This is a genomic window from Gordonia sp. IEGM753 (genome assembly GCF_050321825.1).
Taxonomy (GTDB): domain Bacteria; phylum Pseudomonadota; class Gammaproteobacteria; order Pseudomonadales; family Pseudomonadaceae; genus Aquipseudomonas.
The window spans coordinates 533,928-559,178 of sequence record NZ_JBNQGB010000002.1; the positions used below are offsets into that span (position 1 = coordinate 533,928).

Sequence of the window (25,251 nt, forward strand, 5' to 3'; positions counted from 1 at the left end):
TTACTTGCTGTAACACGCCATGCCATTACCCAAGTCGACGACCAGGCAGTCGTCTTTTACTTGCAGTTCGAGATCGTTGAAGACCCCCGACAGGTCGGTCGAACGTGCGGCATTCAGGCCCTCCTCCCAACGTAAAGTGAGCGTCCGGGTGTTCGCCGCAACCTCGAACCACTCCATGTCCTTATGGCTATCGCGCAACTTCACGCCCAGTTTTTTCAATGTTTTACCGGGCAGCAGCGGCATCAAAAATTGCTGTTGGTTTGAATCGGTCCACAGTTGTTTCTGTATCGAACCATCGTCGAACGACCAATAGATATCCACAGGCTTGATCGCTGGCGGCTTGGCCGGAACGCCGTAGTACATTGAAACGATGTAGTGCTGGCTGATCTGCGCCAGTTCACTGGGGGCATTGCGCAGGTAGTGTTGCGATTGAACCAGGTCAAATTCTTCAGGTTTATCGTACGACAGGTGCTGGTTACTGCGATCCACTGTCCAGTTCAGCGACAGAACCCGCGTCGACGGTTTGATCGCAAACCACTGCAGTGGCTGAGCCGCATCACCGGTAGGAAAGCCAATTCTGGTGAGCGTGCGGGCGTCGGAAAACGGCAAGTAAAACTGTCGCCCCTGCGCGTTATTCCACAGCCATTGCTGCGTAGCCCCCTGATTGAACTCGAACTGCACGGCCACCGGTTCGATAGTCGGCACGGGGCGCGATCGTGCGTACTTGAGGTCAAGTACATAGTTGTCCTGCGCCTGCGTTGAAGTTTTATCATCCGCCAGCTCTGCCAGACTGCGCGTACGGCTTAAATCAAACAGCAGTTTTTCAGCGGGCGGCTCAACCGCGTCGCTGGTTAACGTCAGGGTTTGGCCATCCCTTTTCCAGCGCCCTTTCGCGGCACCTTGGGCGCCGCCGTAAACAATCATGGCTTCAAAGGTGTTATCGGGTTTAAGCAGTATCTGTGAACCAATTTCCCGGCCGCGCAAATAATAATGCCCTGGCAGGTCCGTTGCCGACGTGGCGGTGCTTACCGCTGAAGCAACAGCCAGTGTCATGAGAAACAGCAGTCGAACCCACACGAAATAGAACTCCCGCACTGCCCTTGAGTAGGCGACGATTCTGAAGCTTATGCCGGCGCAACTCCAGTTCGCTCGTGAAGCCGCCAGCCAATCAAAATTAAACTATTGGTACGAGGGGAAATCACAGCATTCATCAACACCGTGCTGCAAGCCGACTAGTCTCACCGGGTGGCAGGCAGGTGAAAATCCGGGGAAGCGCTCTTGTTCGAACACATTGACTTCAATTATTGGCTCGCAACCTATGGCTACTGGGCGGTGTTCTTCGGCTGCTTGATAGAGGGCGAAACCATCCTGATTCTGGGCGGCATGGCCGCTCACCAGCATATTTTGCACCTGTGGACGGTGATCGGCTGGGCCAGTTTGGGCGGAATGCTTGGCGATCAATTGCTGTTTTGGAGCGGACGCTATTTCGGCGGAAAACTGTTGCCGCGCCTGAGTAAAAAACAAGCCGCCATCGAACGCGTCACCGGACTGATTGCGCGCTACCCGTCGACTTCGGTGTTCGCCGTGCGTTTTCTGTACGGCATGCGCCTGGTGGGCCCGGTGGTGATTGGCGCCAGCGGCCTGTCGCCCCTGCGTTTCACGTTGTTGAATGCGCTTGGCGCGGCGGTCTGGGCCACGCTGTTCGCCAGCGCCGGGTACTGGGCCGGCGAAGCGCTTGAGAGCATGTTGGGCAACCTGAAACCGTATCGCTTGCCGATTGTGCTGATCGTGTTGGTATTGGCCGCAGCGATCGCGGTGGCCCGACATTTACGCGCCAAGGCCAAAGCGCGTGATGGCGGCCCGGTCTCTATCAAACAGACCCCACCGCCCGACAAACCCCTCTGACAATCATCTCCACTTCCCGCTCATCAATCGTTAGCGGCGGCAGTAGCCGTATGGTTTTGCCGCGTGTCACGTTGATCAGCAAGCCGTGATCCCGCGCGGCGATCAGGCTCAGGTCACGAATCGGTTGTTTGAGTTCGATACCGATCATCAGGCCTTTCCCGCGAATCGCCAGAATGTTCGGGTTGTCGGCCAATTCGATGCGCAATCTTTCGAGCAGACGCTCGCCTTGCACGTTGGCGTTTTGCAGCAGGGCTTGCTCTTCGATGATTTGCAGTACGGTGCAACCGACCCGACAGGCCAGTGGATTACCGCCGAACGTGCTGCCGTGACTGCCGGGGGTAAACAGCTCGGCGGCTTTGCCCCGCGCCAGGCACGCGCCGATGGGAATGCCATTGCCGAGGCCTTTGGCCAGGGTCATCACATCCGGCACGATGCCTTCGTGCTGAAACGCAAACCACTGGCCGGTGCGGCCGATACCGGTCTGGATTTCGTCGAGCATCAGCAGCCATGAACGCCGGTCGCACAACTCACGTACGGCTTGCAGGTAACCCGGCGGTGCCAACTGAACGCCGCCCTCACCCTGAATCGGCTCCATCAGGATCGCCACGATGCGCTGACCGTGCGCTTGCTGCACCTTTTCCAGTGCCTTCAAATCGCCGAATGGCACCTTGACGAAATCACCCGGCAACTCACTGAAACCCAAGCGTACGGCGGGACCGTCGCTGGCGGACAAGGTGCCTAGTGTGCGGCCGTGAAAGGCGTTGTGCATGACCACGATCAGCGGCCGCTCGATGCCCTTGCGCCAGCCGTACAGCCGCGCCAGTTTCAGCGCGGTTTCGTTGGCCTCGGCACCGGAGTTGTTGAAAAAGGCCCGTTGCATGCCCGCCAACCGGGTGAGTTTTTGCGCCAACTGTTGCTGCCAGTCGATGCTGTAGAGGTTGGAGGTGTGCAGCAGCAAACCAGCCTGCTCACTGATGGCGGCAACGATTTTCGGATGCGAATGCCCGACATTGGTCACCGCCACACCCGCTACCGCGTCCAGGTATTCGCGACCGGCCTGATCCCACAGGCGTGTGCCAAGGCCTTTGCTGAAACTCAATGCCAGGGGTTGGTAAGTGCTCATCAGGCAGGCGGCGGTCATGACATCAAGCTCCATCAATTGTCGGTGTTTTTGCAGTATGGTTAGCCACCTGAGCTGGATAAACGCTGAAAAACTTCAATAATTTTAAAGCTGGGCTTGATAATGGATGTGTTCCAGGCAATGACCGTTTACGTCAAAGTGGTGGAAACCGGCAGCATGACCGCCGCCGCTTTGCAGTGCGAAATGTCGACCACGATGGTCGGTAATCACCTTCGAGCGCTAGAGCAACGCTTGGGCGTGCGTCTGCTTAACCGAACGACACGACGCCAACGGCTGACAGAATTCGGTACCGCTTATTACCAGCGTTGTCTGGAAGTGTTGGGGCTGGTCGCGGATTCCGAGCGCTTGGCCGAACAGAGCCAGGATTCGCCCAGCGGCACCTTGCGTATTACCGCGCCGTTAACCTTCGGCACTGAAAAACTGGCGCCGGCACTCAGCGAGTTCACCTTGCTTTGCCCGAACGTCAAACTGGACGTGGTGCTCACCAACGGACGACCGGATCTGCTGGAAAACGGCCTCGATGTTGCGTTTCGCCTGGGCGCCATCGAGGCGTCGAACATCATCGCCCGGCCCCTGATCGACTACACCCTGACAATGTGCGCATCGCAGGACTACCTGGCGCGTCGCGGCACACCGCATAAACCTGAAGACCTGCAGCACCACGACTGCTTGTCCTTTGCCTATCCGGTGGGAGATGACTGGCATTCGGTGGAAAAACAATGGCGCTTGAGTGGGCCGCAAGGCGAGATCATGGTGTCGGTCAGCGGCCCGATGCTGATCAACAGTTCAGCCGGGCTGCACCAGGCCGCGCGCACCGGGATGGGCATTGTGATGCTGCCCGATGCGCTGGTGGAGCAAGACTTGCTGGATGGGAAACTGGTGGCATTGATGCAGGACTACACCCTGCCGAGCCGGCCGATGCACCTGCTTTACACCCAGGATCGCTACCGTTTGCCGAAATTGCGCAGCTTCGTCGACTTTGCGATGCGCCTGTGGGGCAAGCCATAGCGCCCACCCATCGGCTTACATCGACGCCTTCACCAGCACCGGTTTTTCCTGATACCGATCCGGGTACAACTGCTTCAACTGCGCCACTTTTGGCAAGTCATTGATGACGATGTACGGATAGGTCGGATGCTCGGTCAGGAAGTCCTGGTGCTCCGCTTCTGCCGGGTAAAAACCGTTGTAGCTTTCCAATGTGGTCACTATCGGTTTGTTGAACGAATGCGCGGCATCCAGCTGAGCAATGTAGGCCTTGGCCACGCGCTGCTGCTCAGTGTTTTCAGTAAAGATTGTCGATCGGTATTGAGTGCCACTGTCCGGCCCCTGGCGGTTGAGTTCGGTGGGGTTATGCGCGACAGAAAAGTAGATCTGCAACAAGGTGCCGTAGCTGACTTGCGCCGGATCAAACGTGACCTCAACCGATTCGGCGTGCCCGGTATCGCCCTCGCTGACACGTTCGTATTGCGCGGTGTTCGCGGCGCCACCGGCATAACCCGAAACCGCTTTTTTCACGCCTTTGACGTGCTGGAACACGCCCTGCACACCCCAGAAACAGCCACCGGCGAACACCACTTTTTCACTGTGTGCCTGAGTGATTTCATCAATGGCCGGTGGCGCGATGACCACGGCATCTTCAGCGCCGAAAGAGAACGCCGAGCACTGGCCGATGACGCTGGCAGCGGCCAGTCCCAATAAGGTACGGCGCCAGGTAAATAAGGATTTCATGAGGCTGACTCCTGAAGAGTGGGAATGACGATCAACCGAAGGTAAAGGCATAGGCCGAAACGCCCGGGTCGAGAAACTCGATGCTGAAGGTACGGTCCGTCACGTCGCCGGGCTGGCGCACCAGTTGATACAAACGCTGCTCGGTGACGCTGCCGCTGCCATCGGCGGAAACGTCCATGCCATGGGCGTCACCGGGCGCTTTACCGTCAATCAGCACTTTGAAACGTACCGGTTTGCCATCCGCGCCAGGGCCCAGCACCAGATGCAGGTCGCGGGCATGGAAGCGATAGACGATGCGGCTAGCGGCGGTGCCCGAAATGGCTCGCTCCGAACCCACCTTCCATTGACCGCCCAGGCTCCAGTCATTGAGTGCCAATTGCGCTGGCGGGGTGTAGGCCGATTCCTTGTCCGGGACCAGGCCGGTTTCAGGCACGAAATGCTCTGCGCGCTGGAAACCCACATAGGTTTCCGGTGACTGCACTTCACTCATGTCCGGGGCCTGTTGCACACCTTTGGCATCGGCATTGATCAAGCCGTCGGCGACTTTCGCGGCGCCTGCTTCTCGCAGCAGTTGCTGAATGACGCGCTCTGATTCGGCGTACTCACCTTCACCAAAATGGTGATAACGAATGCGTCCCTGAGCGTCTGCAAAGTAATGCGCCGGCCAGTATTCGTTGTTGAAGGCACGCCAGATCTTGAAGTCGTTATCGATTGCCACCGGGTAGTTGATGCCCAGGTCTTTCATGGCTTTAGTGACGTTGCCGACATTGCGTTCGAAGGCAAACTCCGGCGCGTGCACGCCGATGACGACCAAACCCTGATCACGGTACTTTTCGGCCCACGCCTTCACGTACGGCAAGGTCCGCAGGCAGTTGATGCAGGAGTAGGTCCAGAAATCCACCAGCACCACTTTGCCTTTCAGCGCCTGTGCGTCCAATGGGGGTGAATTGAGCCATTGCACGGCTCCGTCGAGCGGTGGGAGATTGCCTTCAATCGGCAGCGTGCCCGGCGCTTTGTCTGCCACTGGCATCGCACCAGCAGAGTTTTCAGCAGTCATCGGCGCACTGTTGTTCGGTGATTTCCCGGCCAGCCGTCCTACCAGTGCCTGCTCGATACCGCCCGTTGAGGCTGTCGAAAAACGCGCGAGAATGCCGGTATCCAGGCCCAGCGCAATGGCCGCCACACCGGCCAGCATGACGGCGCCCAGGACCCGGCGAACCCACTCGCCAGCGCCGATGGAACGCTTCATCGCAGCAAAAACCTTACCGCCCAGCAACAACGCCACGGCGAGGGAAGTCGCGGCACCGGCGGCATACGCCAGCAGTAACAACGTGGTGGCAATACTTGCGCCCTGCAGCGCGGCGCCGGTTAGCAACAAGCCCAGAATCGGCCCCGCGCAAGGTGCCCAGAGCAAGCCCGTGGCGACGCCGATCAGAAACGAAGCGCCGGGACGTGGCCGGGCATCGGCACCAGCGACTTCCGATAAACGACTACCGGCCGCCACCAGTGGCCGCGTCAAGCGATCGGCCAAACGAGGCAACAGCAACGTCAGCCCGAACAACGCGACAAACACCAACGCCAGCCAACGACCGTACTGATTCAGCTGCACCACCCAGCCACCGCCCACTGCCGCCAATGTGGCGACCAGTGCGAAGGTCAACGCCATGCCCGCCAGCAGCGGCAAACCGCTTTTCATGAACGGTTGCCCGGTGCGAGCGAATACAAACGGCAGCACTGGCAGAATGCATGGGCTGACAATCGTCAACACACCGCCCAGGTACGCAAGAATCAGTAACCACATAAGAGGGACCTGCATGAAAAGTGATAGAAATAATCAGGCCGTTTTCGGCTCGAAAGTCATCGCCAAACCGTTCATGCAATAGCGTAGACCGGTCGGTTTTGGACCGTCATCGAAGACGTGCCCCAAATGACCACCACAGCGGCGGCAGTGAACCTCTTCGCGCAGCACGCCAAACGATCTGTCCTGGCGGGTAGCCACAGCCTTGTCCAGCGGCGTCCAGAAGCTTGGCCAACCGGTGCGGCTGTCGAACTTGGTGGCAGAGGAAAACAGCGGCAGGTCGCAACCGGCACACGCGAAGGTGCCGTCGCGATGTTCGTTGTTCAGTGCACTGCTGTAAGCCCTTTCGGTACCCTCTTCACGGAGGATGTCGTACTGTTCGGCGCTGAGCATGGCGCGCCATTCGCTGTCGCTGTGAGTCACCTCAAACTCCTCTGCCGCGTCGGCCTCGCTGACCAGTGCGGAACGCGTGGCAAATGATGGCAATAGCCCTAACGCCAGGGCTGCAAGCCCCACTCCGCCACTCGTTACCAGAAACTGCCGTCGTGAAAACATGGTCTTCTCCCAAAAAATCCAAGGGCCTTTCATGGAACACAGCCTAGGCTTGGGGTGATCGCCAAATCCTCACAGGGAGTTAAACAATTCGTGATAACTCAGCCCGAGGAAAACCCGCACAATGCGTCCACTGCGCTGAAGGATTGAGCTTGATGGAACCGACCAAACGCATCCTCGTAGTCGAGGACGATGTGCACATCGCGGACCTTATCTGCCTGCATCTTCGCGATGAGCAGTTCGAGGTGGAACATTGCGCCGACGGCGATGAAGGCATGCGGCGGCTGCAGCAAGGCACTTGGGATGCATTGATCCTCGACCTGATGCTGCCCGGCGTCGACGGCCTCGAAATCTGCCGCCGCGCCCGCGCCATGGCGCGCTACACGCCGATCATCATTACCAGCGCTCGGTCCAGCGAAATGCACCGGATTCTGGGGCTGGAGCTGGGCGCTGACGATTACCTGGCCAAGCCCTTTTCCATGTTCGAACTGGTGGCCAGGGTCAAAGCCCTGTTGCGACGCGTCGATGCGATGGCTCGCAACCTGAAAATGGACGCCGGCAGCCTGACCGTGGAAGGCCTGTCGATCGACCCGATTACCCGTGACGTGGCCCTGGAGGGTCGCCGACTGGACCTGACACCCCGCGAGTTCGACCTGCTGTACTTCTTCGCACGCCAACCGGGCAAGGTGTTCTCGCGCATGGACCTGCTGAATGCCGTTTGGGGCTATAGCCATGAAGGCTACGAACACACGGTGAACACCCACATCAACCGCTTGCGCGCGAAGATCGAAACCGACCCGGCGCAACCGGCGCGCATCCTGACGGTTTGGGGCCGTGGCTATAAATTCGCGGCCAAGGAGGAACAGTCATGAGGTTGACCCTGACGCAACGATTGTCCCTGGTGTTCGCGGTGCTGCTGCTGGTGTGCTGCGGTACATCGGCGTGGATGCAAGTGCGCTCCAATCAGATGCATGAGCAGGAAGTGGTGCAAGGATTGTCACGTGACCTGGCGCAACACATCGCCAACGACACCGTGCTGATGGACAGCAAGGGCCTGATGCCCGACGCGGTGCGCAACCTGTTCAGCCAGCTGATGCTGGTCAATCCCAGTGTCGAAGTGTATTTGCTCGACAATCAGGGCCGGATAGTCGGCAGCGCCGCACCCGAAGGCAAAATTCGCCGGGAACAGATTGACCTGGTGCCCATCCAGAAGCTGCTCAAGGGCGATCCACTGCCCATTCTCGGCGACGATCCTCGCAGCCTTGAAACGCGTAAGGTTTTCAGCGCCGCGCCGTTGAAGGTCAACGGTAAACCGGCAGGTTATCTGTACGTGGTTTTGCTGGGCGAAGAGCACGACCGCTTCGCCGAGCGCGGTGCTACCAGCGCAGCACTCAATACCGCACTGTTGTCGATTGGGCTGGTGGCATTGTTGTGCTTGATTGCAGGCCTCACCGCTTTTGCGCTGATCACCAGACCGTTGCGCCAACTGACTGAAACCGTCAGCCAGTTCGACATTGACGGCGTTCCCGCAGCGCCAGTACGGGCTGACCCGCTGGAGAAAGCCTCCAGCCATGATGAGATTGCAATACTGGATGCAGCTTTCCGGCAGATGCAAATCCGCCTCGGTGAACAATGGCGCTCGCTGACCCGCCAGGATCAGGAGCGACGTGAACTGGTGGCGAATATTTCCCATGACCTGCGCACGCCGCTGGCGTCATTGCATGGTTATCTGGAAACCCTGTCGCTCAAGGACGCCACGTTGTCGCCTGCGGACCGTCGCCGTTACCTGGGGATCGCGCTGGATCAAAGCCGCAAAGTAGGCGGTCTGGCGCAGTCGCTGCTGGAGCTGGTGCGCCTCGAACACGGCTTCGTACAACCGGTGCTGGAGCGCTTCTCACTGACGGACCTGGTGCAGGACATCTTCCAGAAATTCGAACTGACGGCTGAAGCTCGGCAAGTACAACTCAAGGCCAATTTCGCGCCATCGGTCTCCGGTGTATGCGCCGACCTTGGGCTCATCGAACGGGTGCTGACCAACCTGTTCGACAACGCGCTGCGGCACACACCGCAAGGCGGAAGCGTTGATATCAGCCTTGCGCCGCAAGGCAAGTTTGTCGAGATAACCGTCAGCGACAGCGGCTCGGGCATTGCTGCCGAACTTCGCGAAGGCTTGTTCCTGCGTCCATTCAACATCGGTGGCGCGCGGCGTGACGGCGGCTTGGGGCTGCGCATCGTGCACCGCATATTGCAGTTGCACGGCCGCGAAATCCGCTTGGTGGATGTACCAGGGCAAGGCGCAACCTTCAGCTTTTCACTGCCAGTGGATGAAGACACCGCAACCGCCCTCGCCGAACGCTCGATGAACCTGAACACACCGACCGGACAAGCCTGACAGACCGCAGCGCGCCCATCGCTGGCAGGCCAGCTCCCACATTGGATCTGAGTAAGGCTCAGGTTTTGTGAGCAGCAAAAATCTACTGTGGGATCGGGACTGACACAGAGTTTGTAACCAACAGAAATCTACTGTGGGAGCTAGCCTGCTAGCGATGAGGCCCACCCATCAAAAAAGAATTCCTGAGAGACCGAGGTGTGGCCATCGCTGGCAGGCCAGCTCCTACATTGGATCTGAGCAAGGCACAGGTTTTGTGAGCAGCAAAAATCCACTGTGGGATCTGGGCAAGACACAGAGTTCGTGAACAACAGAGATCTATTGTGGGAGCTAGCCTGCTAGCGATCAGGCCCGCCCATTCAACAAGAATTCCTGAGAGACCGAGGTGTGGCCATCGCTGGCAGGCCAGCTCCCACATTGGATTTGGGTAAGGCACAGAGTTTGTGAACAACAGAGATCTATTGTGGGAGCTAGCCTGCTAGCGATCAGGCCCGCCCATTCAACAAGGATTTCTGGCAGACCGAGGTGTGGCTATCGCAGGCAAGCCAGCTCCCACATTGGATCTGGGCAAGCACAGAGTCTGTGAGCAACAGAGATCTACTGTGGGAGCTAGCCTGCTAGCGATCAGGCCCGCCCATTCAACAAGTATTCCTGAGAGACCGAGGTGTGGCCATCGCTGGCAGGCCAGCTCCCACATTGGATTTGGGTAAGGCACAGAGTTTGTGAGCAACAGAGATCTATTGTGGGAGCTAGCCTGCTAGCGATGAGGCCCGCCCATCAAACAAGAATTCCTGAGAGACCGAGGTGTGGCCATCGCTGGCAGGCCAGCTCCCACATTGGATCTGGGTAAGGCACAGGGTTTGTGAGCAACAGAGATCTATTGTGGGAGCTAGCCTGCTAGCGATCAGGCCCGCCCATCCAACAAGGATTTCTGGCAGACCGAGGTGTAGCCATCGCAGGCAAGCCAGCTCCTACATTGGATCTGAGCAAGATACAGAGTTTGTGAGCAACAAAAATCCACTGTGGGATCTGGGCAAGGCACAGAGTTTGTGAGCAACAAAGATCACTGTGGGAGCTGGCTTGCCTGCGATGGCGGCGGTGCGTTCAGCAAAGGATCGGGATCAATCCCGATAACCCGGCGCTACGCGGTCCAGCAGTCGCAACAACGCATTCCAGGCCAGTTGCATTGCGTCCGGGTCATTCAACTCACCTTCTTCCAGTGGTCGGCCCGGGTCATTGAACTGGCGTTCGGTGTATGCGCACACCTCGGCCGATGGCAATACCAGTTCGCCGGCAGCCTGCGCCGCCAACTGGATTTCGCAAGCTTTTTCCAGGTAATACATGCGCAAAAAGGCCTGGCTCACGGTTTCGCCCACGGTCAGCAAACCGTGGTTGCGCAACATCAACACCGGCTTATCACCGATGTCCTGCACCAGCCGCTGTTGCTCGCTCAAGTCCAGCGCCACGCCTTCGTAGTCGTGATAAGCAACACGCCCATAAAACTCCATGGAGATCTGGTTCACCGGCAGCAAACCACACTTCAATGCAGCCACCGCGCAACCGGACCGGGTGTGCGTGTGCAGCACGCATTGCGCATCTTCGCGCGCCCCGTGAATGGCGCTGTGAATCACAAAACCTGCCGGGTTCACCGGGTATTGCGACGCCTCCACGGCGCGCCCGTCCAGGCCGATTTTCACCAGGTTGGAGGCGGTGATTTCCTCGAACATCAGCCCATAAGGGTTGATCAGAAAGTGATGTTCCGGCCCCGGCAAACGCACCGAGATATGGGTAAAAATCAGATCGGTCATGCGAAAGTGCGCGATCAATCGGTAGCAAGCCGCCAACTCTTCACGCAACCGTTGTTCGGTGGGGTTCATGTGCGTGCGCCCTCGGTCACTTTGCAGGCCTGCAAGCCTTGACCCAATGCCTCCCAGCCATCAAATCCACGACGCGCAATAAACACCAGCCGCGTAGTGATAGCTTGCGCCTCGTCGGTTGCGGGCAAGAACTGACTGCGGGTGCCGACGTGTTGCAACCAATGTGCTGAATTGCCCTGCGCAAGCACTACCAGCCCCTTCACCCGAAACACGTCGCTGGGCAGTGCCTGTAACCAGCCGCGCAAACGTTCGACGTCGAGCGCAGCGGTGTCTTGCCATAGCCAACTGCTGAACATTTCACTGTGATCATCGGTCGATACCCGCGTAAGCGGCTTTACCGCACGCGGTTCAACGTCTAGTTCGGTGTCCAGCCAAAGCGCATCCGGCAGATGCGCCTGCACGCTTTCGTGGATTCGCGTGCGAAGTCCCAGCGCTTCACGCAGACCTTGCAATTGCTCTTCGTCGACCAGATCGGTTTTATTCAACAGCAGCAAGTCGGCCGCCGCCACTTGCGCCCTGGCCAAACGAGCGTATTCGCCCTCCAGTTGCAGATGGCGGGTGGCGTCGACCACGGTGATGACCATGTCCAGTTGCATCTGGCTGCGCAGTTGCGGGTAAGCCAGGGTCTGCACAATGCGTTGTGGATCGGACACGCCGCTGCATTCAATGACGATCCTTTCCAGCCTCGGCTGCATCTGCGCCATGCCGGTCAGTTGCGCCAACAGGTCTTCTTGAACCGTGCAGCAGATACACCCGTTTTGCAGGCTGACCACCGCATCCGTCACTTCGGAAACAATCGCTGCATCGATATTCAGCTCGCCAAAATCGTTGACGATTACCGCCAGCCGACTGCCTTGCGCACGGCGCACCATGCGATTGAGCAAGGTGGTTTTGCCGGCACCGAGAAACCCCGAAACAACGGTCACTGCGATCCGTGGCGTGTTCATTTTGCTTTACCTTCCAGCACGGGCGGCTCGCCCTGCCATACCGCTTTCAACCCTGCCGACGCCAGTGTCGAATGACGGTCGTATACCAACTGGCCCTCGACAAAAGTCAGCAGCACGTTGGTGCGGTGGATGTAGTTACGCGCAGGCTCGGCGAACAGGTCGCGGTCGATGACAATCAAGTCCGCCGACTTGCCGACTTCGAGGCTGCCGGTACTTTTTTCCAGGCCCATGGCAATGGAGCCGTTACGGGTGACCACGTTCAGCGCCTGTTCCAGGCTGATAGGATCGCCGAAACACGCAGGGTCATCGTTCCATGGGTTTTGGCGGGTCACCATGGTTTCCAGTGCCAGCCACGGATCGATCGACGCCACCGGCCAGTCGGTGCCCATCACCGCTGTGCCGCCAGCCTCGAGCACGCCTTTGAAATCGTAGATGCGTTTGAGCCGCTCCTGGCCATACCCCGAACGTGCGCCGCTGGCGAACGGTGTCGGATACCAGGCGGCCGGCGAGAACTCAGCGATAACGTTAAGTTCCTTGAAGCGTGGCAGGTTGCCCGGGTGCAGCAACGTGCTGTGCGCACATTGATGGCGTACACCGCTGAAACCGTTGCGACGACGCGCTTCGGCCACCGCATCGAGGAACACGTCGGAGGCACCGTCACCGGTGCAGTGCGCGATCACTCGAATGCCTTTGCTGTCCATGTCCACCACCATGTCGGTGATGTGTTCCGGGGTCAGGTTGAGCTTGCCGCGCCAGCTCGACTCTTGCGGCCACGGGGTCAGCAAATAGGAAGACTTCGGCTCTACCGTGCCGTCGAAGTGAAACTTCACCGCGTTCGCACTCAGGCGCGCACTGCGGTAGTAATGACGCTCGCCGCTGAGCAGTTCCCAGCGACGACGCACCGGAAAAATATCGTCCTGCCAACTAATCGCGGCTTCGATTCGAACCGTCAGTTCGCCGCTGTCATCGAGTTCTTTCAACGCCTGCAAACGCTGCTCGCAGACATGCACGTATTTACTGGCGGTAACGCCACGCGAACTCTGGAAATGCACGCCATCGCGGTAGGCACGACGCAGCACGCTGACCGGGGTCGGCGGCATCGCGGCGTGGATCATCGCGTAGGCGCCATCGATCATCAGGCCGGTGGGTTCGCCGGTCAGTTCATCGCGTTCGAAATAACCGTTGCGCGGGTCAGACGTGGTGCCATCGATACCGGCCAGTTCCAGTGCCTTGGAGTTGACCATCATGGTGCCCCACATCCGGTCGAGCAGCGCCACCGGGCGGTCCGGCATCACGCTGTCGAGCCATGCACGGCCTGGCGTCAGGCCGGCCTCGCGGAAGGTGTAGCGCACCCAATATTGGCCGTAGATCCAGCCGTCACCCGGATGGCTATCGGCATAGGCCAGGATACTTTCACGCAGTTGCTCAGGCGTCGGGTCTTCGATGCCGACGTCCAGGTCATCGCTGTAACGTGGCGCCAGCGCCAGGTCGGGATGGGTGTGCATGTCGTGCAGGCCCGGCATGCAGAAGGCGCCTTGCAGATCATGCAACACGGTGTTCGGGCCTTTGAAGGCTTCAAGTTCACCAAGGCTGGCAACACCGATCAACTTGCCGTCGCGGATCGCCACGGCTTCGGCCCACGGGTTCGATGGATCCTGGGTATAGATGCGACCGTTACCGAGGATCAGATCGGCGTATGTCCCTTGCGTGGAATGGGTCGAGGAAAAGTTGTCGGACTCAGCCATGTAAGCCACCTTTTGAGTTCAGTGCGATAGAAAGGTCCGCCGTGCGCTCGGCGCGGCGCAGACCTGGAAATTTTTATTGTGGTCGCCGGCCGCCAGCGTTTTACGTCGCCAGGAAAGCCGCCGCATCCAGCTCAAGCATCACCGGCGTCTGAATGTCGGCGAACTGCCCCAGCAACTCGCGCAAACCACCCAGATTGCGCACGGCGTGATGCGGCACGTGACAGCTTTGCGCCAGGGCTGCGAAGTCCGGGGTAAGAATGTCGACGCCCAGCAACGGCACCTCGCGAGCGTTCATGTAATCGCGGATCTCGGCATAGCTGGTGTTGTTCCACAGCAACAGGATGATCGCGGCACCCGCCTCTTTGGCGGCGATCAGTTCGGCGCTCGAGAACTGCAAACCACCGTCGCCCACCAACGCCACCACCGGGCGCAGCGGTTGCGCCAATTTGGCCCCGATGGCCGCTGGCAACGCATAACCGAGGGTTCCGTAACCGGTGCCGGCGTTGAACCAACTGTTGGGCGTCGGCGCCCGGTAGCCCAACGCGCCCTGATACACCGGTTGCGTCGAGTCACCGACGATCAACGGCTGCGGCAAACAATCACGAACCGTGTCTAGCACTGCTTGCAGGCGACTCTGTTTCTGGTTCCAGCCGGCATGTTCCAGCGCATTAACCTGCGTTACACGCACATTCGCCCAGGTTTGATCTGGCTGGCGTTGCGGCAGTTGCGCGAGCAATGCACGCAGGCCCTGCTCGGCATCGCCCAGCAAACCGACGGTGGCCGGTTGCGCGCCCAGTACTTGCATCGGGTCGATGTCCAGTCGAATCAGCGGCGCTTTGAACGCCAAAGGGCCCAGACCGAAGAAGTCATAGTCGGTTTCGCCCAGCTCGGTGCCCACTGCGAGCACCACATCGGCATCGGCAAACATCTCGCGACCGTGCACCGACGACTGCACGCCATCGAGCAATAAAGGGTGTTCGGGCGGCAGCAAGCCGCGGGCATTGGTGGTGAGTGCCACCGGTGCCTGCAAACGTTCAGCGAGCGATGTCAAAGCAGCACTGGCGCGTCGAGCCCCGCCTCCGGCCAGAATCAATGGGCGCTGTGCGTTATTGATCAGGGCGACGGCGGCATCAATGGCCGCAGACGCTGGAGCAGGCGCGGCCGGCAATGCACGCGGACGCAAATCGAGGCCCTCGGCAGGCATGTCCAGCACGTCCAGCGGGATTTCAATATGCACCGGTCGTGGTCGGGTGCAGCCAAACACAGCGAAGGCGCGCGCCAACACTTCTGGCAATTGATCGGGATGCTGCAACGTGTGGCTGAACGCACAAACGCCAGCGACCATTGCGCGCTGATCGGGCATTTCGTGCAGGTGGCCATGGCCCAGGCGCAAATGTTCGCGGCGGTTGCAGGTGGAGATGACCAGCATCGGCACCGAGTCGGCATAGGCCTGGCCCATGGCGGTCAGAATATTGGTCATGCCGGGGCCGGTAATGATGAAGCACACCCCCGGTTTGCCACTGGCGCGGGCATAACCATCGGCCATGAAACCAGCGCCTTGCTCGTGGCGCGGGCTGACGTGCTTCAGCCGGCTGCCATGCAAGCCCCGATAAAGCTCCACGGTGTGGACGCCGGGAATGCCGAAGACGGTTTCAACGCCATATCCTTCAAGCAACTGAACGAGCGCTTGGGCACAACGGGTCATGCAGCACCTCTTTGATAACGGGCGTGAACTGCCCAATGACAAGTTGGGCTAGTATTGTTGAACCAACCGATACAACAATCGATTTTTTTTGGCCTGACTGTTCAATTTACGTCACCATAAGTGCTGACTAATCCAATCCTTCACCCATTTAGCGGGATGATTTATGCGTTTTCCTTCGATGACGGCGCTTCGCGCGCTGGACGCGGTGGCTCGCCTCGGTAGCGTGTCGGTCGCCGCCCGTGAACTGAACCTGACCCGCAGCGCAATCAGCCACCAGATCAGCAAACTGGAAGAATGCGTAGGCTTTGCCCTCACCGAGCGCATCGGCCGGGGCATTGGCCTGACCTATCAGGGAGAACGCTATGCGCGTGAGGTGCATGGGATTTTGCTGAACCTGCTGGACGCCGGTCAGTTGGTGGACGACCAGGAAATCTCCGGCCGGCTCTGCGTCAGTTGCGCCCCGGGGTTTGCCACGTATTGGTTGTGCCACCACATCGGCGCGTTCTTGCGTCAGTACCCGCAAGTGCAGCTGCAGTTGATTTCGCCACGCACGCCAGACGACATAAACAACCAAAGTGCCGATCTGTTCATCGCGTACGGGATTGGTGACTGGCCGGAAATGATCGTTGAAGAAATCGTTGCATTGCGCTTCTTCCCGGTGTGCAGCCCGCGGCTGATCAACGCCCTCAGCGGCTTGAAAAATCCCCAGGAGCTCAGCGGCTTTCCGTTGTTGCACATGACCGATTACTCGGACTGGCGCGTGTGGTTGACCGCCGCCGGAGCCTCGGGAGTTAACGCTGTCAGCGGCATTCTGTTCTCGGATGCGCATTGCGCGCAGTCGGCATGCATTGCCGGCCAGGGCATCGCTATCGGCGACAACCTGATCAGTGGCGATGCCTTGTCCAAGGGTCTGCTGGTGCGCCCTTTCGACATCACCATCGACCTGCATCGCGGTTATTACCTGGCCGCCGACCCGCAGAAAGCCGAGCGCGCAGTGGTTCAGGCCTTCAGCAATTGGGTGAAGACCCAACTGCAGTCATCCCATCAAACGTGGCAAGACACGCTCTGAAAGTCAGAGCGCACTGTGCTGTGGGAGTATTGAGGCGGACAGGCGTTATTGAGTAATAAAACTAACCAATACCTGCAAAATAATTCCATTGATGTAGCGATATTTTTAACAATAATAAGCGCAAAGCCCCTGCCGGATTTACATCCGTCCTCGCACGCCTCGGGGCACATAAAAAGAGGAACTCCATAGTGTCCAGCGGTTCAGCGATTCAGCTCAGTGCACAAGGTATCAGCCAGTATTACGGTCGTTTCGCTGCGCTGGATAACGTCGATCTCGACGTTCGCCAAGGCGAATTCCTTACCCTGCTGGGCCCGTCCGGCTCAGGCAAAACCACCCTGCTGATGATTCTGGCCGGTTTCCTCAGCCCGACCTCGGGCAAGCTGATGGAGCAAGGCGTCGACATCATCAAGCGCTCCGCCGAGAAACGTAACTACGGCATGGTGTTCCAGGGTTATGCGTTGTTCCCGCACATGAGCGTTAGCGACAACGTGGCGTACCCGTTGCGCATCCGCAAAGTCGCAGCCGAAGAACGTCAACGCCGGGTCAAGCACATTCTGGAAGTGGTCGGGCTTGGCGAGCACATGCACAAGAAGCCCTCCGAGTTGTCCGGCGGCCAGCAACAGCGGGTGGCGATTGCCCGCGCGCTGGTGTTCGAACCGGAACTGCTGTTGCTCGATGAGCCGCTGTCTGCACTCGATAAAAACCTGCGCGAACAACTGCAAACCGAATTGCAGCGCATCCATCGCCAGGTGGGCACCAGCTTCGTGTTTGTGACCCACGATCAGGGTGAAGCACTGGCGCTGTCGTCGCGTATCGCGATTTTCAACCGTGGAAAATTGACGCAGGTTGATACGCCGGAAAACATCTACAACCGCCCGGAAAGCCGTTTTGTCGCCGAGTTCCTCGGCAAGATGAACCTGTTCCCGCTGGCCGACCTTTCCCGCAATGGTGCGACCGCCAGCGGGCGTTGCGGCAGCAGCGTGTTGCATGCCCTCGCCCCCGCACCGTTGAGCGCCCAGCCAACGGTATTGGCCGTGCGTCCCGAGCACATGGAACTGCACAGCGAATGCCCGGAACGCGACGGCTATAACGTGATGCCGGCGCAACTCACCGACAAGGTTTACCAAGGTTCCAGCACTCATCTGGCGCTGAAGGTCAGTGGCGACACTTTGCCGATAAACCTGTCCGTACCTGGCAATCATCCTGGTGCGCTGATGCCCAGTGGTGCGCCGGTTTGGTTGAGTTGGCCGGTGCAGCAGAGCTTCCTGCTTCAAGCCTGAAGACCGCCAGTAACGTGCAGTAAAAGCTCTCTCCTAATGACAACAAAAAAGGCCGGTGTGCGACACCCGCCGATTGAGGACGTGCCCATGAGCCTGGATCATCAACGCGACTGTATTGAAGTGCTTATCGAAAAAGCCCGTGGCGGCCAGATCAACCGCCGCACTTTCATGCAGGCCATGGGCCTGTTGGCCGCAGTGCCTCTGGCCTTGCGCAGCGGCATCAGTTGGTCGGCCGACAAGCCGCTTGTGGTGGTCAACTGGGGCGGCGATGCGCTGAACGCGTTCCGCTCGGCGTGGACCGAAACCTTCACCAAAAACACCGGCATTCAGGTTCGCATTGACGGCGCCGGCCCGACCGAGGGCGCTATTCGCTCGCAACTCGCCAGCGGCCAACCGAGCTGGGACGTGGTTGACGTCGAGAGCTACAGCGCCCTCGTGCTGGGCCGCGAAAAAATCCTGCAACCGCTGGACTACAACGTGATCAAGCGTGACCTGGTGGCGCCGGCACTGTCCTCGGATTTCGGCATCGCCAGCTATCAGTTCAGCTACGTGATGGCGTGGGACAGCAAAAAATTCGGCGAAAACGGTCCAAAAACCTGGGCCGATTTCTGGGACGTCAAGAAATTCCCGGGTAAGCGCACGTTGTACAAGTGGATGAACGGGATGCTTGAGGCCGCGTTGCTGGCAGATGGCGTACCGGCCGATCAGCTGTATCCACTGGACGTGCCACGGGCGATGGCCAAGATCGACGAAATCAAACCCCACGTATTGTCGTTCTGGAGTTCAGGCGCCGAGAGCCAGCAACTGATGGTGGATGGCGAAGTGTCGGTGGGTGCTATCTGGCATACCCGCGCCAAACTGCTCGCCGAAGACACCGATAACCGTGTGCGCTGGAGCTTCGACAACGGCTTCATCAACTCCAGCAGTTGGGCCGTGCTGCAAGGTAACCCCGCTGGCACGCAACCGGCCATGCAGTTCATCCAGCAAGCGTTGCAACCTGAAGGCCAGCTCAAGCTCTTTGAACTGCTGGGCAACGGCCCGTCCAACAGCGCCACTGAAAAGCTGATGTCTGCCGAACAGCTGGAGGCCAACTGCGGGTCGGTCGACAACCTGAAAAAACAGATCGCGCTGAATGCACAGTGGTACGCCGACAATTACACGAAGGCCTTGGAAACGTACCTGACACGGCTGTCCAAGTGAGCCATCGACCATGACTATGACCCTGACCTCAACCCTCGCCACACCCAAACCCCGGTTCAGTTCGCCGGGGCTGGAGCGTGGTTTGCTGTTGTTCCCGCTGCCGGTGTTGCTGCTGATTTTCTACGTGCTGCCATTTTTGGGAGTAGTGGGCTGGAGCTTCACCATGCCGACAACGGGCATCGAGCAATACCAGCGTATCGCCACCGATCCTGCGATACACGAAATGCTCTGGCGCACCTTGCGCCTGTGCATGACCGTGAGTGTCCTTGCGTTGCTGATCGGTTATCTGCTGGCTTATTGCTGGGTGTTCAGCCCGCCGTTCTGGCAACGCGTGGTGGAGATTTGCATCTTCATTCCGTTCTGGATTTCGGTGTTGGTCAGGGCATTTGGCTGGTTGATCGCCCTGCGCAGCAATGGCGTGCTCAACCAAGGATTGATGGGCATGGGGCTGATCGATCAACCCTTGCAGTTGAGTCGCAATGAAATCGGCGTGGTCATCGGCATGCTCCACGTGATGATCCCGTACGCGGTGTTCCCGTTGCTGTCGAGCATGCGCCAACTCGATCAGCGCATCCTGATGGCATCACGCGGCCTGGGCGCCGGAAAGTTGCGTACGTTCTGGCAAGTGCTGCTGCCGCAAACCCTGCCGGGCATGCTGGGTGCTTTCATCATGGTGTTCGTGTTCTGCCTGGGCTTCTTCATCACCCCGGTGCTGTTGGGCGGTGGGCAAACAGTAATGATCGCCGAATACGTGTTCCTGCAAATGTTCCAGACCAGTAACTGGGGCTTGGGCGCGGCGCTCAGTGTGGTGTTGCTGGCCTTGGTCAGCGCACTGATCTGGGTGTTGCTGAAAATCACCCGCGTGAACCGACTGGTCGGCTGAGGTTACTTATGAACACCCATCGCACAAGCCTGAGTACCCGGCTGCTGGCCGTGATCGCCATGGCCTTCATGCTGTTTCCGCTGCTGACGGTCATTCCGGTGTCCTTCACCAGCAAACGCTTCCTGTCGATGCCGGAAGGCAACTGGTCGCTGCGTCACTACGAAGCGCTGGTCAGCAATCCCGACTGGTTCAATGCCATCAGCCAGAGCCTGACCATTGCCTTCGCCACCAGCATTATCGCCACGCTGCTGGCCGCCAGCTTCAGCCTCGGCATCTGGTACATGCGCTCTAAACTGGCCACCGCGCTGATCGGCCTGGTGTTGTTGCCGATGGCCATTCCACCGGTGATTTCGGCACTGGTGCTGTACTTCATGGAAACCAAACTGGGGCGATTTGCACCGGGAATCGGTTACGACACCTTGACCGGCGTAGTGATTGCCCACGTCATCATGGTGGTGCCGTATGGCGTGGTGACGATGCTGGTTGCCCTCAGCCAGATTGATCGACGCATCGAACTGGCCTCTCGCAACCTGGGTGCCAGCCTGATGCAAACCACGTTCATGGTCATCCTGCCGAACCTGAAACTGGGGATCGCTTCCACCGCGCTGCTGGCATTCGCCTTGTCGTGGGAAGAAGTCGCGGTGACGCTGTTCATCACCAGCGTCAACGTCGATACGCTGCCGAAGCGAATCTGGAGCGGCTTGCGCGATAACGTCGACCCAAGTGTTGCCGCCATCTCGGTGCTGCTGATCTCGATCACGCTGCTGGTACTGATTGCCCGGCTGGTGTTTCAGCACCTGGCGGACAAACGCGCTCAAAAGCTCCTGCACCCTTGATAAGGTCGGGGTAATAGTCGACGGCATGACGGCCGCACCGGCTATTATCCCCACCTCTTTTCGGCACGGACGCTGCACAATGCTCAATACCCTGCAAAACACCCCTCTGTGGGTTTACGCGGTTTTTTTGTTGCTCTGTTATTTCGGCATCAAAGCCCTCTCCCCGACCCGCGAAAGCAAAACCTCATTGCTGATCACCCCGCCAATTTTGCTCGGCTGGTCGCTGTACTCGTTGAATCTGACGTTCAATCCCTCGCTATCAATCAGTTGCTGGCTGGCTGCCGTGTGCGCGGGCGGCCTGGTTGCACTGGTGATTTTTTCACACGAAGGACTCGAACTCGATCAGGCGCGAACCGGCCTGGTGATACCGGGTACGGCAAAAACCCTGGTCATCTACTGGCTGTTTTTCGCGGTGAACTATTACTTCGGCTATGAAGCCGAGGTTGACCCGCAGCATTCGGCCACGCTGACAATGGTGCTGTCCAAGGCCTGTGCCTCAGGCTTTGCCAGCGGTGTGTTCTGTGGACGCTCAGTCAGGTTTTATCAGGCGATGCGGTCGTTGATGGCTGCCCCCGCGTAGGCGTTCTTTTGTCCGTTGGCCTGTTGGGCCGTGACAACGTAGTCTCGGTCCAATAGATTAGGCGACCTGAAAAGGCCCTGTGCTTTCTCGCCTCAACTCAAGTTAATGAAGTAGTGAAATTTCAATGTCAGATTCCAATACCGCCGAATCCGTAGTCACCTTGTCGTCCAAAGCGGAATACGAAAACTCCATCAATCTTTCACAGCATGCGCCGCAGGCCAAGAACATCAGCGAGATGGTCCTGGACGCTTTCCAGTCAACTCGTGAAAGCGACCAGATCCGCGAGTTGCGCGCCGCAATTCGTCAGGCTCATGACAGCTTCGATGACGATAAAGCCTACGAACTGATGGGCGAACTCAAACAGCTCAAGGACGCCGAGGCAGCCGACATCGCCGCCCTTGAGGATTTGAGCAGCAAGTTCCCGATCAGCCGTATTCTCTCCAGCTTCAAGGATGATCCGGCGTTTCAGGAGCTGGTTTATGGCCTTGCGCTGAAAGTGCTGAACCAGACCCATCAAGCCATCAGCAACCCGAACAGTGGCAAAAGCAAGGTTGCGCGCGCCAAGAAAGACCTTGAAGTGTTCACCATCAGCAAGGATGGGATCAGCGTGACCTTGCCGCTGCGCACCCCGCGCTCGCGACTGAACGTTGACCGTGAAGCGCTGGAGTTCCTGGGTTTTGCCTTCGTCGGTGAAGGCGAAGAAGCAGAACTGGAAAGCGAGACCTTCCTCGACAACAGCGGTGCGGAACACGCAGTCAACCGCAAAAACATCATCACCGCACTGCAACAGCAAACGGCCTTCGAGGGCTACAGCATCGCTGCGCAATAAACCTGCCTTTCAGCGGCGCGCCCAGCGCACCGCCCCAGAAGCCCCGCCCTAGAGCGGGGCTTTTTATTGCCCGCGATTCAGGCAAAACCGCGATTACTCTTCCAGTATCGACGCCAGAAAACCTTTCCCTTAACCCTTGAGCACCACGGGTCCGCCTGCAGGGAGCGTCAACTCACTTTCCAGCCCAAGACCTCAGTGGTGCGTTTGCTGAGGTCATCATGAACACAACGCCCCTTTATCGTCAGCTGGCCCACCATTATCTGGACGCCATTCGCAGTGGCACCCTGAAAACCGGGGAGCGCTTCCCATCGATTCGGCTGATGATGGAAAAACACGCTGTCAGCCTGTCGACGGCGGTGCAGGTGTGCCGCGAACTCGAAGACTATGGTGTGCTGGAAGCTCGCCCGCGTTCCGGCAACTACATCCGCTTGCCAGATACCCCTCCCAAACCCGCTCTGATCGTCCCCCCTGCACCACTCGATTCCGGTGTGTATGTGGGCATTCATGAGCAAGTGTCATCCGTGCTCAAGGCCGCCCAACGCGCAACAATCAAGGTCAATTTCGCCAGTGCTTTTTGCGCGCCGGAACTCTATCCGCTGAAAACGCTGCAAGATCACATGACCAAGGCACTGCGTCACGACCAGCATTTGCTCGGCACGCCGGGCTCGACCTGCGGTAACAGTGCGTTGCGCAGCATTCTTGCGAGACGGGCACTCGCCGCAAAATCCAACCTGACAGCGGAGCGGATAGTGATTACCAACGGGGCCACTGAAGCAATCAACCTGGCCTTGCGCGCCGTGACGCATCCGGGCGACACGGTAGCCGTGGAATCCCCGACGTTTTATGGCCTGCTGCAAATTCTCGAGAGCCTGAACCTGCGGGTGCTGGAAGTGCCGGCGACCGCGCATTCAGGGATCAACCTGTTTGCACTTGAACAGTTGCTGACAGGCCCTGAAAAGATTCAAGCACTGATCGTGATTCCCAATCTGCAAAACCCGTTGGGCAGCATCATGCCCGACGCGAACAAGGCACGGCTGGTGCAACTGTGCGCAGAGCACGGCACGGTGCTGATCGAGGACGACACCTACGGCGACCTGGTCGACACCGAGCAACCGTTGTCCACGCTCAAGCACTGGGACCGCACCGATAACCTGATTTATTGCGCATCGCTGAATAAAACCCTGGCGCCCGGCATCCGCCTGGGCTGGATAAGCGCAGGCCGCTGGCATGACCGCGTCGAAATGCTCAAGCACACGCAAACCCGTGGCTGCGAGGTGTTGTCGCAACTGGCCGTCAGCCAGTTCATGAGAACGCCCTCTTATGAACGTTACTTGCGTCGTCTGCGCAAAACGTTGACGCACCAACGCCAACAGATGAGTGCTGCCATCACCCGGTACTTTCCGGCCGGCACCCGCGTGACCAACCCGCGCGGCGGCACCCTGTTATGGATTGAGTTGCCACCGCAACACGCATCCATGGTGTTTTTCCATGAAGCCTTGAAGGCAGGGATCCAGATTTTGCCTGGGGATATCTTTTCCAACGCCAAGCGTTTCACGCACTTCGTGCGACTTGGCTGCGGTGCTCCGTATTCGCCGAAAATCGATGAAGCCCTGGCAACGCTGGGCCAGCTGCTGAAAAAACAGGGTTAACGCATATCTGTGGGAGCGAGATTGCTCGCGATGGCGGTGTGCCTGGCAACAATGATGCTGAATGTGCCGGCCTCATCGCGGGCAAACCCGGCTCCCACAAGAACAGTGCACAAACACTCATCCAGTGTGGGAGCGGGCTTGCTCGCGAAAGCGGCGTGCCTGGCAACAATGATGCTGAATGTGCCGGCCTCATCGCGGGCAAGCCCGGCTCCCACAAGGACAGTGCACAACCACTCATCCAGTGTGGAGCGAGATTGCTCGCGATGGCGGCGTGCCTGGAAAAAATGATGCTGAATGTAGCGGTCACAGGAATTGAAGGTGATTTTCAGACCGGGTTCTGGTGCAGACAGATGATGTGCGGATCGTTATTCCAGTGCGGGAAACGCTCCGCGATCAGTGGGTCGTGACCTGGGATAACGTGGTCTTCGCTGTCGGCCAGGCTATCGATCACACTGAATGCCTCCAATGTCTGCGCCAGGTCATCAATAATCGGAAACGGGCTGCGCTCGCGAATATTCACCCACAAATGCGCAGCGTCCGAGGCCAGCACAATCCACCCGCGCGCTGTCGCCACTCGCACCACCTGGCTGCCGGGTGTGTGTCCACCCACCGCGTGCAGAGTCACGCCAGGCACCACTTCGACGGTGCCGGTGTGCAAACGCATCCGGCCTTCGAACAGGGGTGGCAGCGCCGACATGACGTCATCCACCTCATAGGTTTTATTCACCGTGCGATGGGCCATTTTCGGCCCGGTGCAGAAGCGTAACTCGGCTTCTTGCAGGTGCACGGTCGCCTTCGGAAACAACCCCAGGTTGCCAGCATGATCCCAGTGCAAATGCGTGAGGATCAGGTTGTCGACCTGCGCCGGATCAATGTCCAGTTGGCGCAGCGACTCTTCCGGCAAACGATACATCTGACGGTTGCGTCGATCGGCCGTGGCCGGTTGAAAACAGGTGTCGACCACAATCACCTGTTGCTCGTTGCGGATCACCCAGAAGTAATAATCCAGTGGCATTGCAGCGTTCGGATCACCGCAGCAGGCGTCGTAAAGAAAGTTCTCCCGGGCGGTGCGCTGGGCATTGGCGCCGACACGGATGGCGAATACTTCGTACACGGGAACAGTCATGAGCAACTCCAG

22 protein-coding genes are annotated in these 25,251 nt (G+C 58.8%); 12 read left to right on the forward strand and 10 right to left on the reverse strand.

Annotation, left to right across the window (positions count from 1 at the left end):
• Complete coding sequence (locus ACQR3R_RS15415) at positions 1–1,077, reverse strand: hypothetical protein (protein WP_428273138.1); 1,077 nt, start codon at positions 1,075–1,077, stop codon at positions 1–3.
• 201 nt (positions 1,078–1,278) lie between these two features.
• On the opposite strand from ACQR3R_RS15415, the gene ACQR3R_RS15420 reads away from it, so the two are divergent.
• Complete coding sequence (locus ACQR3R_RS15420) at positions 1,279–1,905, forward strand: VTT domain-containing protein (RefSeq protein ID WP_428273139.1); 627 nt, start codon at positions 1,279–1,281, stop codon at positions 1,903–1,905.
• Here ACQR3R_RS15420 and ACQR3R_RS15425 read toward each other — a convergent pair.
• Positions 1,871–3,046: an acetylornithine/succinylornithine family transaminase gene (locus tag ACQR3R_RS15425; protein WP_428273140.1), complete on the reverse strand. Its 1,176-nt coding sequence runs from the start codon at positions 3,044–3,046 to the stop codon at positions 1,871–1,873. The genes ACQR3R_RS15420 and ACQR3R_RS15425 overlap by 35 nt on opposite strands.
• A gap of 120 nt (positions 3,047–3,166) precedes the next feature.
• On the opposite strand from ACQR3R_RS15425, the gene ACQR3R_RS15430 reads away from it, so the two are divergent.
• Entirely contained in the window at positions 3,167–4,054 is an 888-nt protein-coding gene (locus tag ACQR3R_RS15430) for a LysR substrate-binding domain-containing protein (protein WP_428273141.1), read from the forward strand.
• Positions 4,055–4,069: 15 nt separating this feature from the next.
• On the opposite strand, the gene msrA is transcribed toward ACQR3R_RS15430, so the two are convergent.
• The 3 genes from msrA to msrB are packed head-to-tail and all read right to left on the reverse strand — an operon-like array spanning position 4,070 to position 7,127.
• A complete protein-coding gene (gene msrA, locus ACQR3R_RS15435) occupies positions 4,070–4,774 on the reverse strand; it encodes a peptide-methionine (S)-S-oxide reductase MsrA (RefSeq protein ID WP_428273142.1) in 705 nt (234 codons plus the stop codon).
• A 31-nt stretch (positions 4,775–4,805) separates the two neighbouring features.
• Entirely contained in the window at positions 4,806–6,575 is a 1,770-nt protein-coding gene (locus ACQR3R_RS15440) for a redoxin family protein (protein WP_428273143.1), read from the reverse strand.
• Between the two features lie 33 nt (positions 6,576–6,608).
• Positions 6,609–7,127, reverse strand: a complete 519-nt coding sequence (gene msrB / locus ACQR3R_RS15445) for a peptide-methionine (R)-S-oxide reductase MsrB (RefSeq protein WP_428273144.1) — start codon at positions 7,125–7,127, stop codon at positions 6,609–6,611.
• Positions 7,128–7,279: 152 nt separating this feature from the next.
• Between msrB and ACQR3R_RS15450 the strand changes: the two genes are divergently transcribed.
• Positions 7,280–7,996, forward strand: coding sequence for a winged helix-turn-helix domain-containing protein (locus ACQR3R_RS15450; RefSeq protein ID WP_428273145.1), 717 nt, complete (start codon positions 7,280–7,282; stop codon positions 7,994–7,996).
• Positions 7,993–9,516, forward strand: a complete 1,524-nt coding sequence (locus ACQR3R_RS15455; RefSeq protein WP_428273146.1) for an ATP-binding protein — start codon at positions 7,993–7,995, stop codon at positions 9,514–9,516. Before ACQR3R_RS15450 ends, ACQR3R_RS15455 begins: the two co-directional genes overlap by 4 nt.
• Positions 9,517–10,634: 1,118 nt before the next feature.
• Here ACQR3R_RS15455 and ACQR3R_RS15460 read toward each other — a convergent pair.
• From ACQR3R_RS15460 to ACQR3R_RS15475, 4 genes are all read right to left on the reverse strand, one after another.
• The gene (locus tag ACQR3R_RS15460; protein ID WP_428273147.1) at positions 10,635–11,390 is read right to left on the reverse strand and encodes a class II aldolase/adducin family protein; all 756 of its coding nucleotides are present in this window, start codon (positions 11,388–11,390) and stop codon (positions 10,635–10,637) included.
• The gene (locus tag ACQR3R_RS15465; RefSeq protein ID WP_428273148.1) at positions 11,387–12,337 is read right to left on the reverse strand and encodes a GTP-binding protein; all 951 of its coding nucleotides are present in this window, start codon (positions 12,335–12,337) and stop codon (positions 11,387–11,389) included. The genes ACQR3R_RS15460 and ACQR3R_RS15465 overlap by 4 nt, the downstream gene beginning before the upstream one ends.
• Complete coding sequence (locus ACQR3R_RS15470) at positions 12,334–14,082, reverse strand: amidohydrolase family protein (protein WP_428273149.1); 1,749 nt, start codon at positions 14,080–14,082, stop codon at positions 12,334–12,336. Before ACQR3R_RS15470 ends, ACQR3R_RS15465 begins: the two co-directional genes overlap by 4 nt.
• A gap of 100 nt (positions 14,083–14,182) precedes the next feature.
• Positions 14,183–15,787, reverse strand: coding sequence for a 5-guanidino-2-oxopentanoate decarboxylase (locus ACQR3R_RS15475; RefSeq protein ID WP_428273150.1), 1,605 nt, complete (start codon positions 15,785–15,787; stop codon positions 14,183–14,185).
• 163 nt (positions 15,788–15,950) lie between these two features.
• Here ACQR3R_RS15475 and ACQR3R_RS15480 point away from each other — a divergent pair, with 163 nt between their 5' ends.
• The 8 genes from ACQR3R_RS15480 (at position 15,951) to ACQR3R_RS15515 (ending at position 24,113) form a co-directional block, all read left to right on the forward strand.
• On the forward strand, positions 15,951–16,856 hold the full coding sequence (locus ACQR3R_RS15480) for a LysR substrate-binding domain-containing protein (RefSeq protein WP_428273151.1): 906 nt from the start codon (positions 15,951–15,953) through the stop codon (positions 16,854–16,856).
• A 188-nt stretch (positions 16,857–17,044) separates the two neighbouring features.
• Positions 17,045–18,136 carry a polyamine ABC transporter ATP-binding protein gene (locus tag ACQR3R_RS15485; protein WP_428273152.1) on the forward strand — a complete coding sequence of 364 codons (1,092 nt, stop codon included), beginning with the start codon at positions 17,045–17,047 and terminating at the stop codon, positions 18,134–18,136.
• 87 nt (positions 18,137–18,223) lie between these two features.
• On the forward strand, positions 18,224–19,336 hold the full coding sequence (locus ACQR3R_RS15490; RefSeq protein WP_428273153.1) for an extracellular solute-binding protein: 1,113 nt from the start codon (positions 18,224–18,226) through the stop codon (positions 19,334–19,336).
• Positions 19,337–19,346: 10 nt separating this feature from the next.
• Positions 19,347–20,219: an ABC transporter permease subunit gene (locus ACQR3R_RS15495; protein ID WP_428273154.1), complete on the forward strand. Its 873-nt coding sequence runs from the start codon at positions 19,347–19,349 to the stop codon at positions 20,217–20,219.
• 8 nt (positions 20,220–20,227) lie between these two features.
• A complete protein-coding gene (locus ACQR3R_RS15500; RefSeq protein ID WP_428273155.1) occupies positions 20,228–21,055 on the forward strand; it encodes an ABC transporter permease subunit in 828 nt (275 codons plus the stop codon).
• Positions 21,056–21,134: 79 nt separating this feature from the next.
• Entirely contained in the window at positions 21,135–21,635 is a 501-nt protein-coding gene (locus ACQR3R_RS15505) for a DUF6622 family protein (RefSeq protein WP_428273156.1), read from the forward strand.
• Between the two features lie 124 nt (positions 21,636–21,759).
• Complete coding sequence (locus tag ACQR3R_RS15510; protein WP_428273157.1) at positions 21,760–22,464, forward strand: hypothetical protein; 705 nt, start codon at positions 21,760–21,762, stop codon at positions 22,462–22,464.
• Positions 22,465–22,682: 218 nt separating this feature from the next.
• Entirely contained in the window at positions 22,683–24,113 is a 1,431-nt protein-coding gene (locus ACQR3R_RS15515; RefSeq protein ID WP_428273158.1) for an aminotransferase class I/II-fold pyridoxal phosphate-dependent enzyme, read from the forward strand.
• Between the two features lie 325 nt (positions 24,114–24,438).
• Here ACQR3R_RS15515 and ACQR3R_RS15520 read toward each other — a convergent pair whose 3' ends face one another.
• A complete protein-coding gene (locus ACQR3R_RS15520) occupies positions 24,439–25,239 on the reverse strand; it encodes an MBL fold metallo-hydrolase (RefSeq protein ID WP_428273159.1) in 801 nt (266 codons plus the stop codon).
• Between the last annotated feature and the right edge of the window lie 12 nt (positions 25,240–25,251).

Coding starts and splice junctions, on each gene's coding strand:
- ACQR3R_RS15425 (WP_428273140.1), bottom strand. CDS start 3,046: ATGACCGCCGCCTGCCTGATGAGCACTTACCAACCCCTGGCATTGAGT.
- ACQR3R_RS15430 (WP_428273141.1), top strand. CDS start 3,167: ATGACCGTTTACGTCAAAGTGGTGGAAACCGGCAGCATGACCGCCGCC.
- msrA (WP_428273142.1), bottom strand. CDS start 4,774: ATGAAATCCTTATTTACCTGGCGCCGTACCTTATTGGGACTGGCCGCT.
- ACQR3R_RS15440 (WP_428273143.1), bottom strand. CDS start 6,575: ATGTGGTTACTGATTCTTGCGTACCTGGGCGGTGTGTTGACGATTGTC.
- msrB (WP_428273144.1), bottom strand. CDS start 7,127: ATGTTTTCACGACGGCAGTTTCTGGTAACGAGTGGCGGAGTGGGGCTT.
- ACQR3R_RS15450 (WP_428273145.1), top strand. CDS start 7,280: ATGGAACCGACCAAACGCATCCTCGTAGTCGAGGACGATGTGCACATC.
- ACQR3R_RS15455 (WP_428273146.1), top strand. CDS start 7,993: ATGAGGTTGACCCTGACGCAACGATTGTCCCTGGTGTTCGCGGTGCTG.
- ACQR3R_RS15460 (WP_428273147.1), bottom strand. CDS start 11,390: ATGAACCCCACCGAACAACGGTTGCGTGAAGAGTTGGCGGCTTGCTAC.
- ACQR3R_RS15465 (WP_428273148.1), bottom strand. CDS start 12,337: ATGAACACGCCACGGATCGCAGTGACCGTTGTTTCGGGGTTTCTCGGT.
- ACQR3R_RS15470 (WP_428273149.1), bottom strand. CDS start 14,082: ATGGCTGAGTCCGACAACTTTTCCTCGACCCATTCCACGCAAGGGACA.
- ACQR3R_RS15475 (WP_428273150.1), bottom strand. CDS start 15,787: ATGACCCGTTGTGCCCAAGCGCTCGTTCAGTTGCTTGAAGGATATGGC.
- ACQR3R_RS15480 (WP_428273151.1), top strand. CDS start 15,951: ATGCGTTTTCCTTCGATGACGGCGCTTCGCGCGCTGGACGCGGTGGCT.
- ACQR3R_RS15490 (WP_428273153.1), top strand. CDS start 18,224: ATGAGCCTGGATCATCAACGCGACTGTATTGAAGTGCTTATCGAAAAA.
- ACQR3R_RS15495 (WP_428273154.1), top strand. CDS start 19,347: ATGACTATGACCCTGACCTCAACCCTCGCCACACCCAAACCCCGGTTC.
- ACQR3R_RS15500 (WP_428273155.1), top strand. CDS start 20,228: ATGAACACCCATCGCACAAGCCTGAGTACCCGGCTGCTGGCCGTGATC.
- ACQR3R_RS15505 (WP_428273156.1), top strand. CDS start 21,135: ATGCTCAATACCCTGCAAAACACCCCTCTGTGGGTTTACGCGGTTTTT.
- ACQR3R_RS15510 (WP_428273157.1), top strand. CDS start 21,760: ATGTCAGATTCCAATACCGCCGAATCCGTAGTCACCTTGTCGTCCAAA.
- ACQR3R_RS15515 (WP_428273158.1), top strand. CDS start 22,683: ATGAACACAACGCCCCTTTATCGTCAGCTGGCCCACCATTATCTGGAC.
- ACQR3R_RS15520 (WP_428273159.1), bottom strand. CDS start 25,239: ATGACTGTTCCCGTGTACGAAGTATTCGCCATCCGTGTCGGCGCCAAT.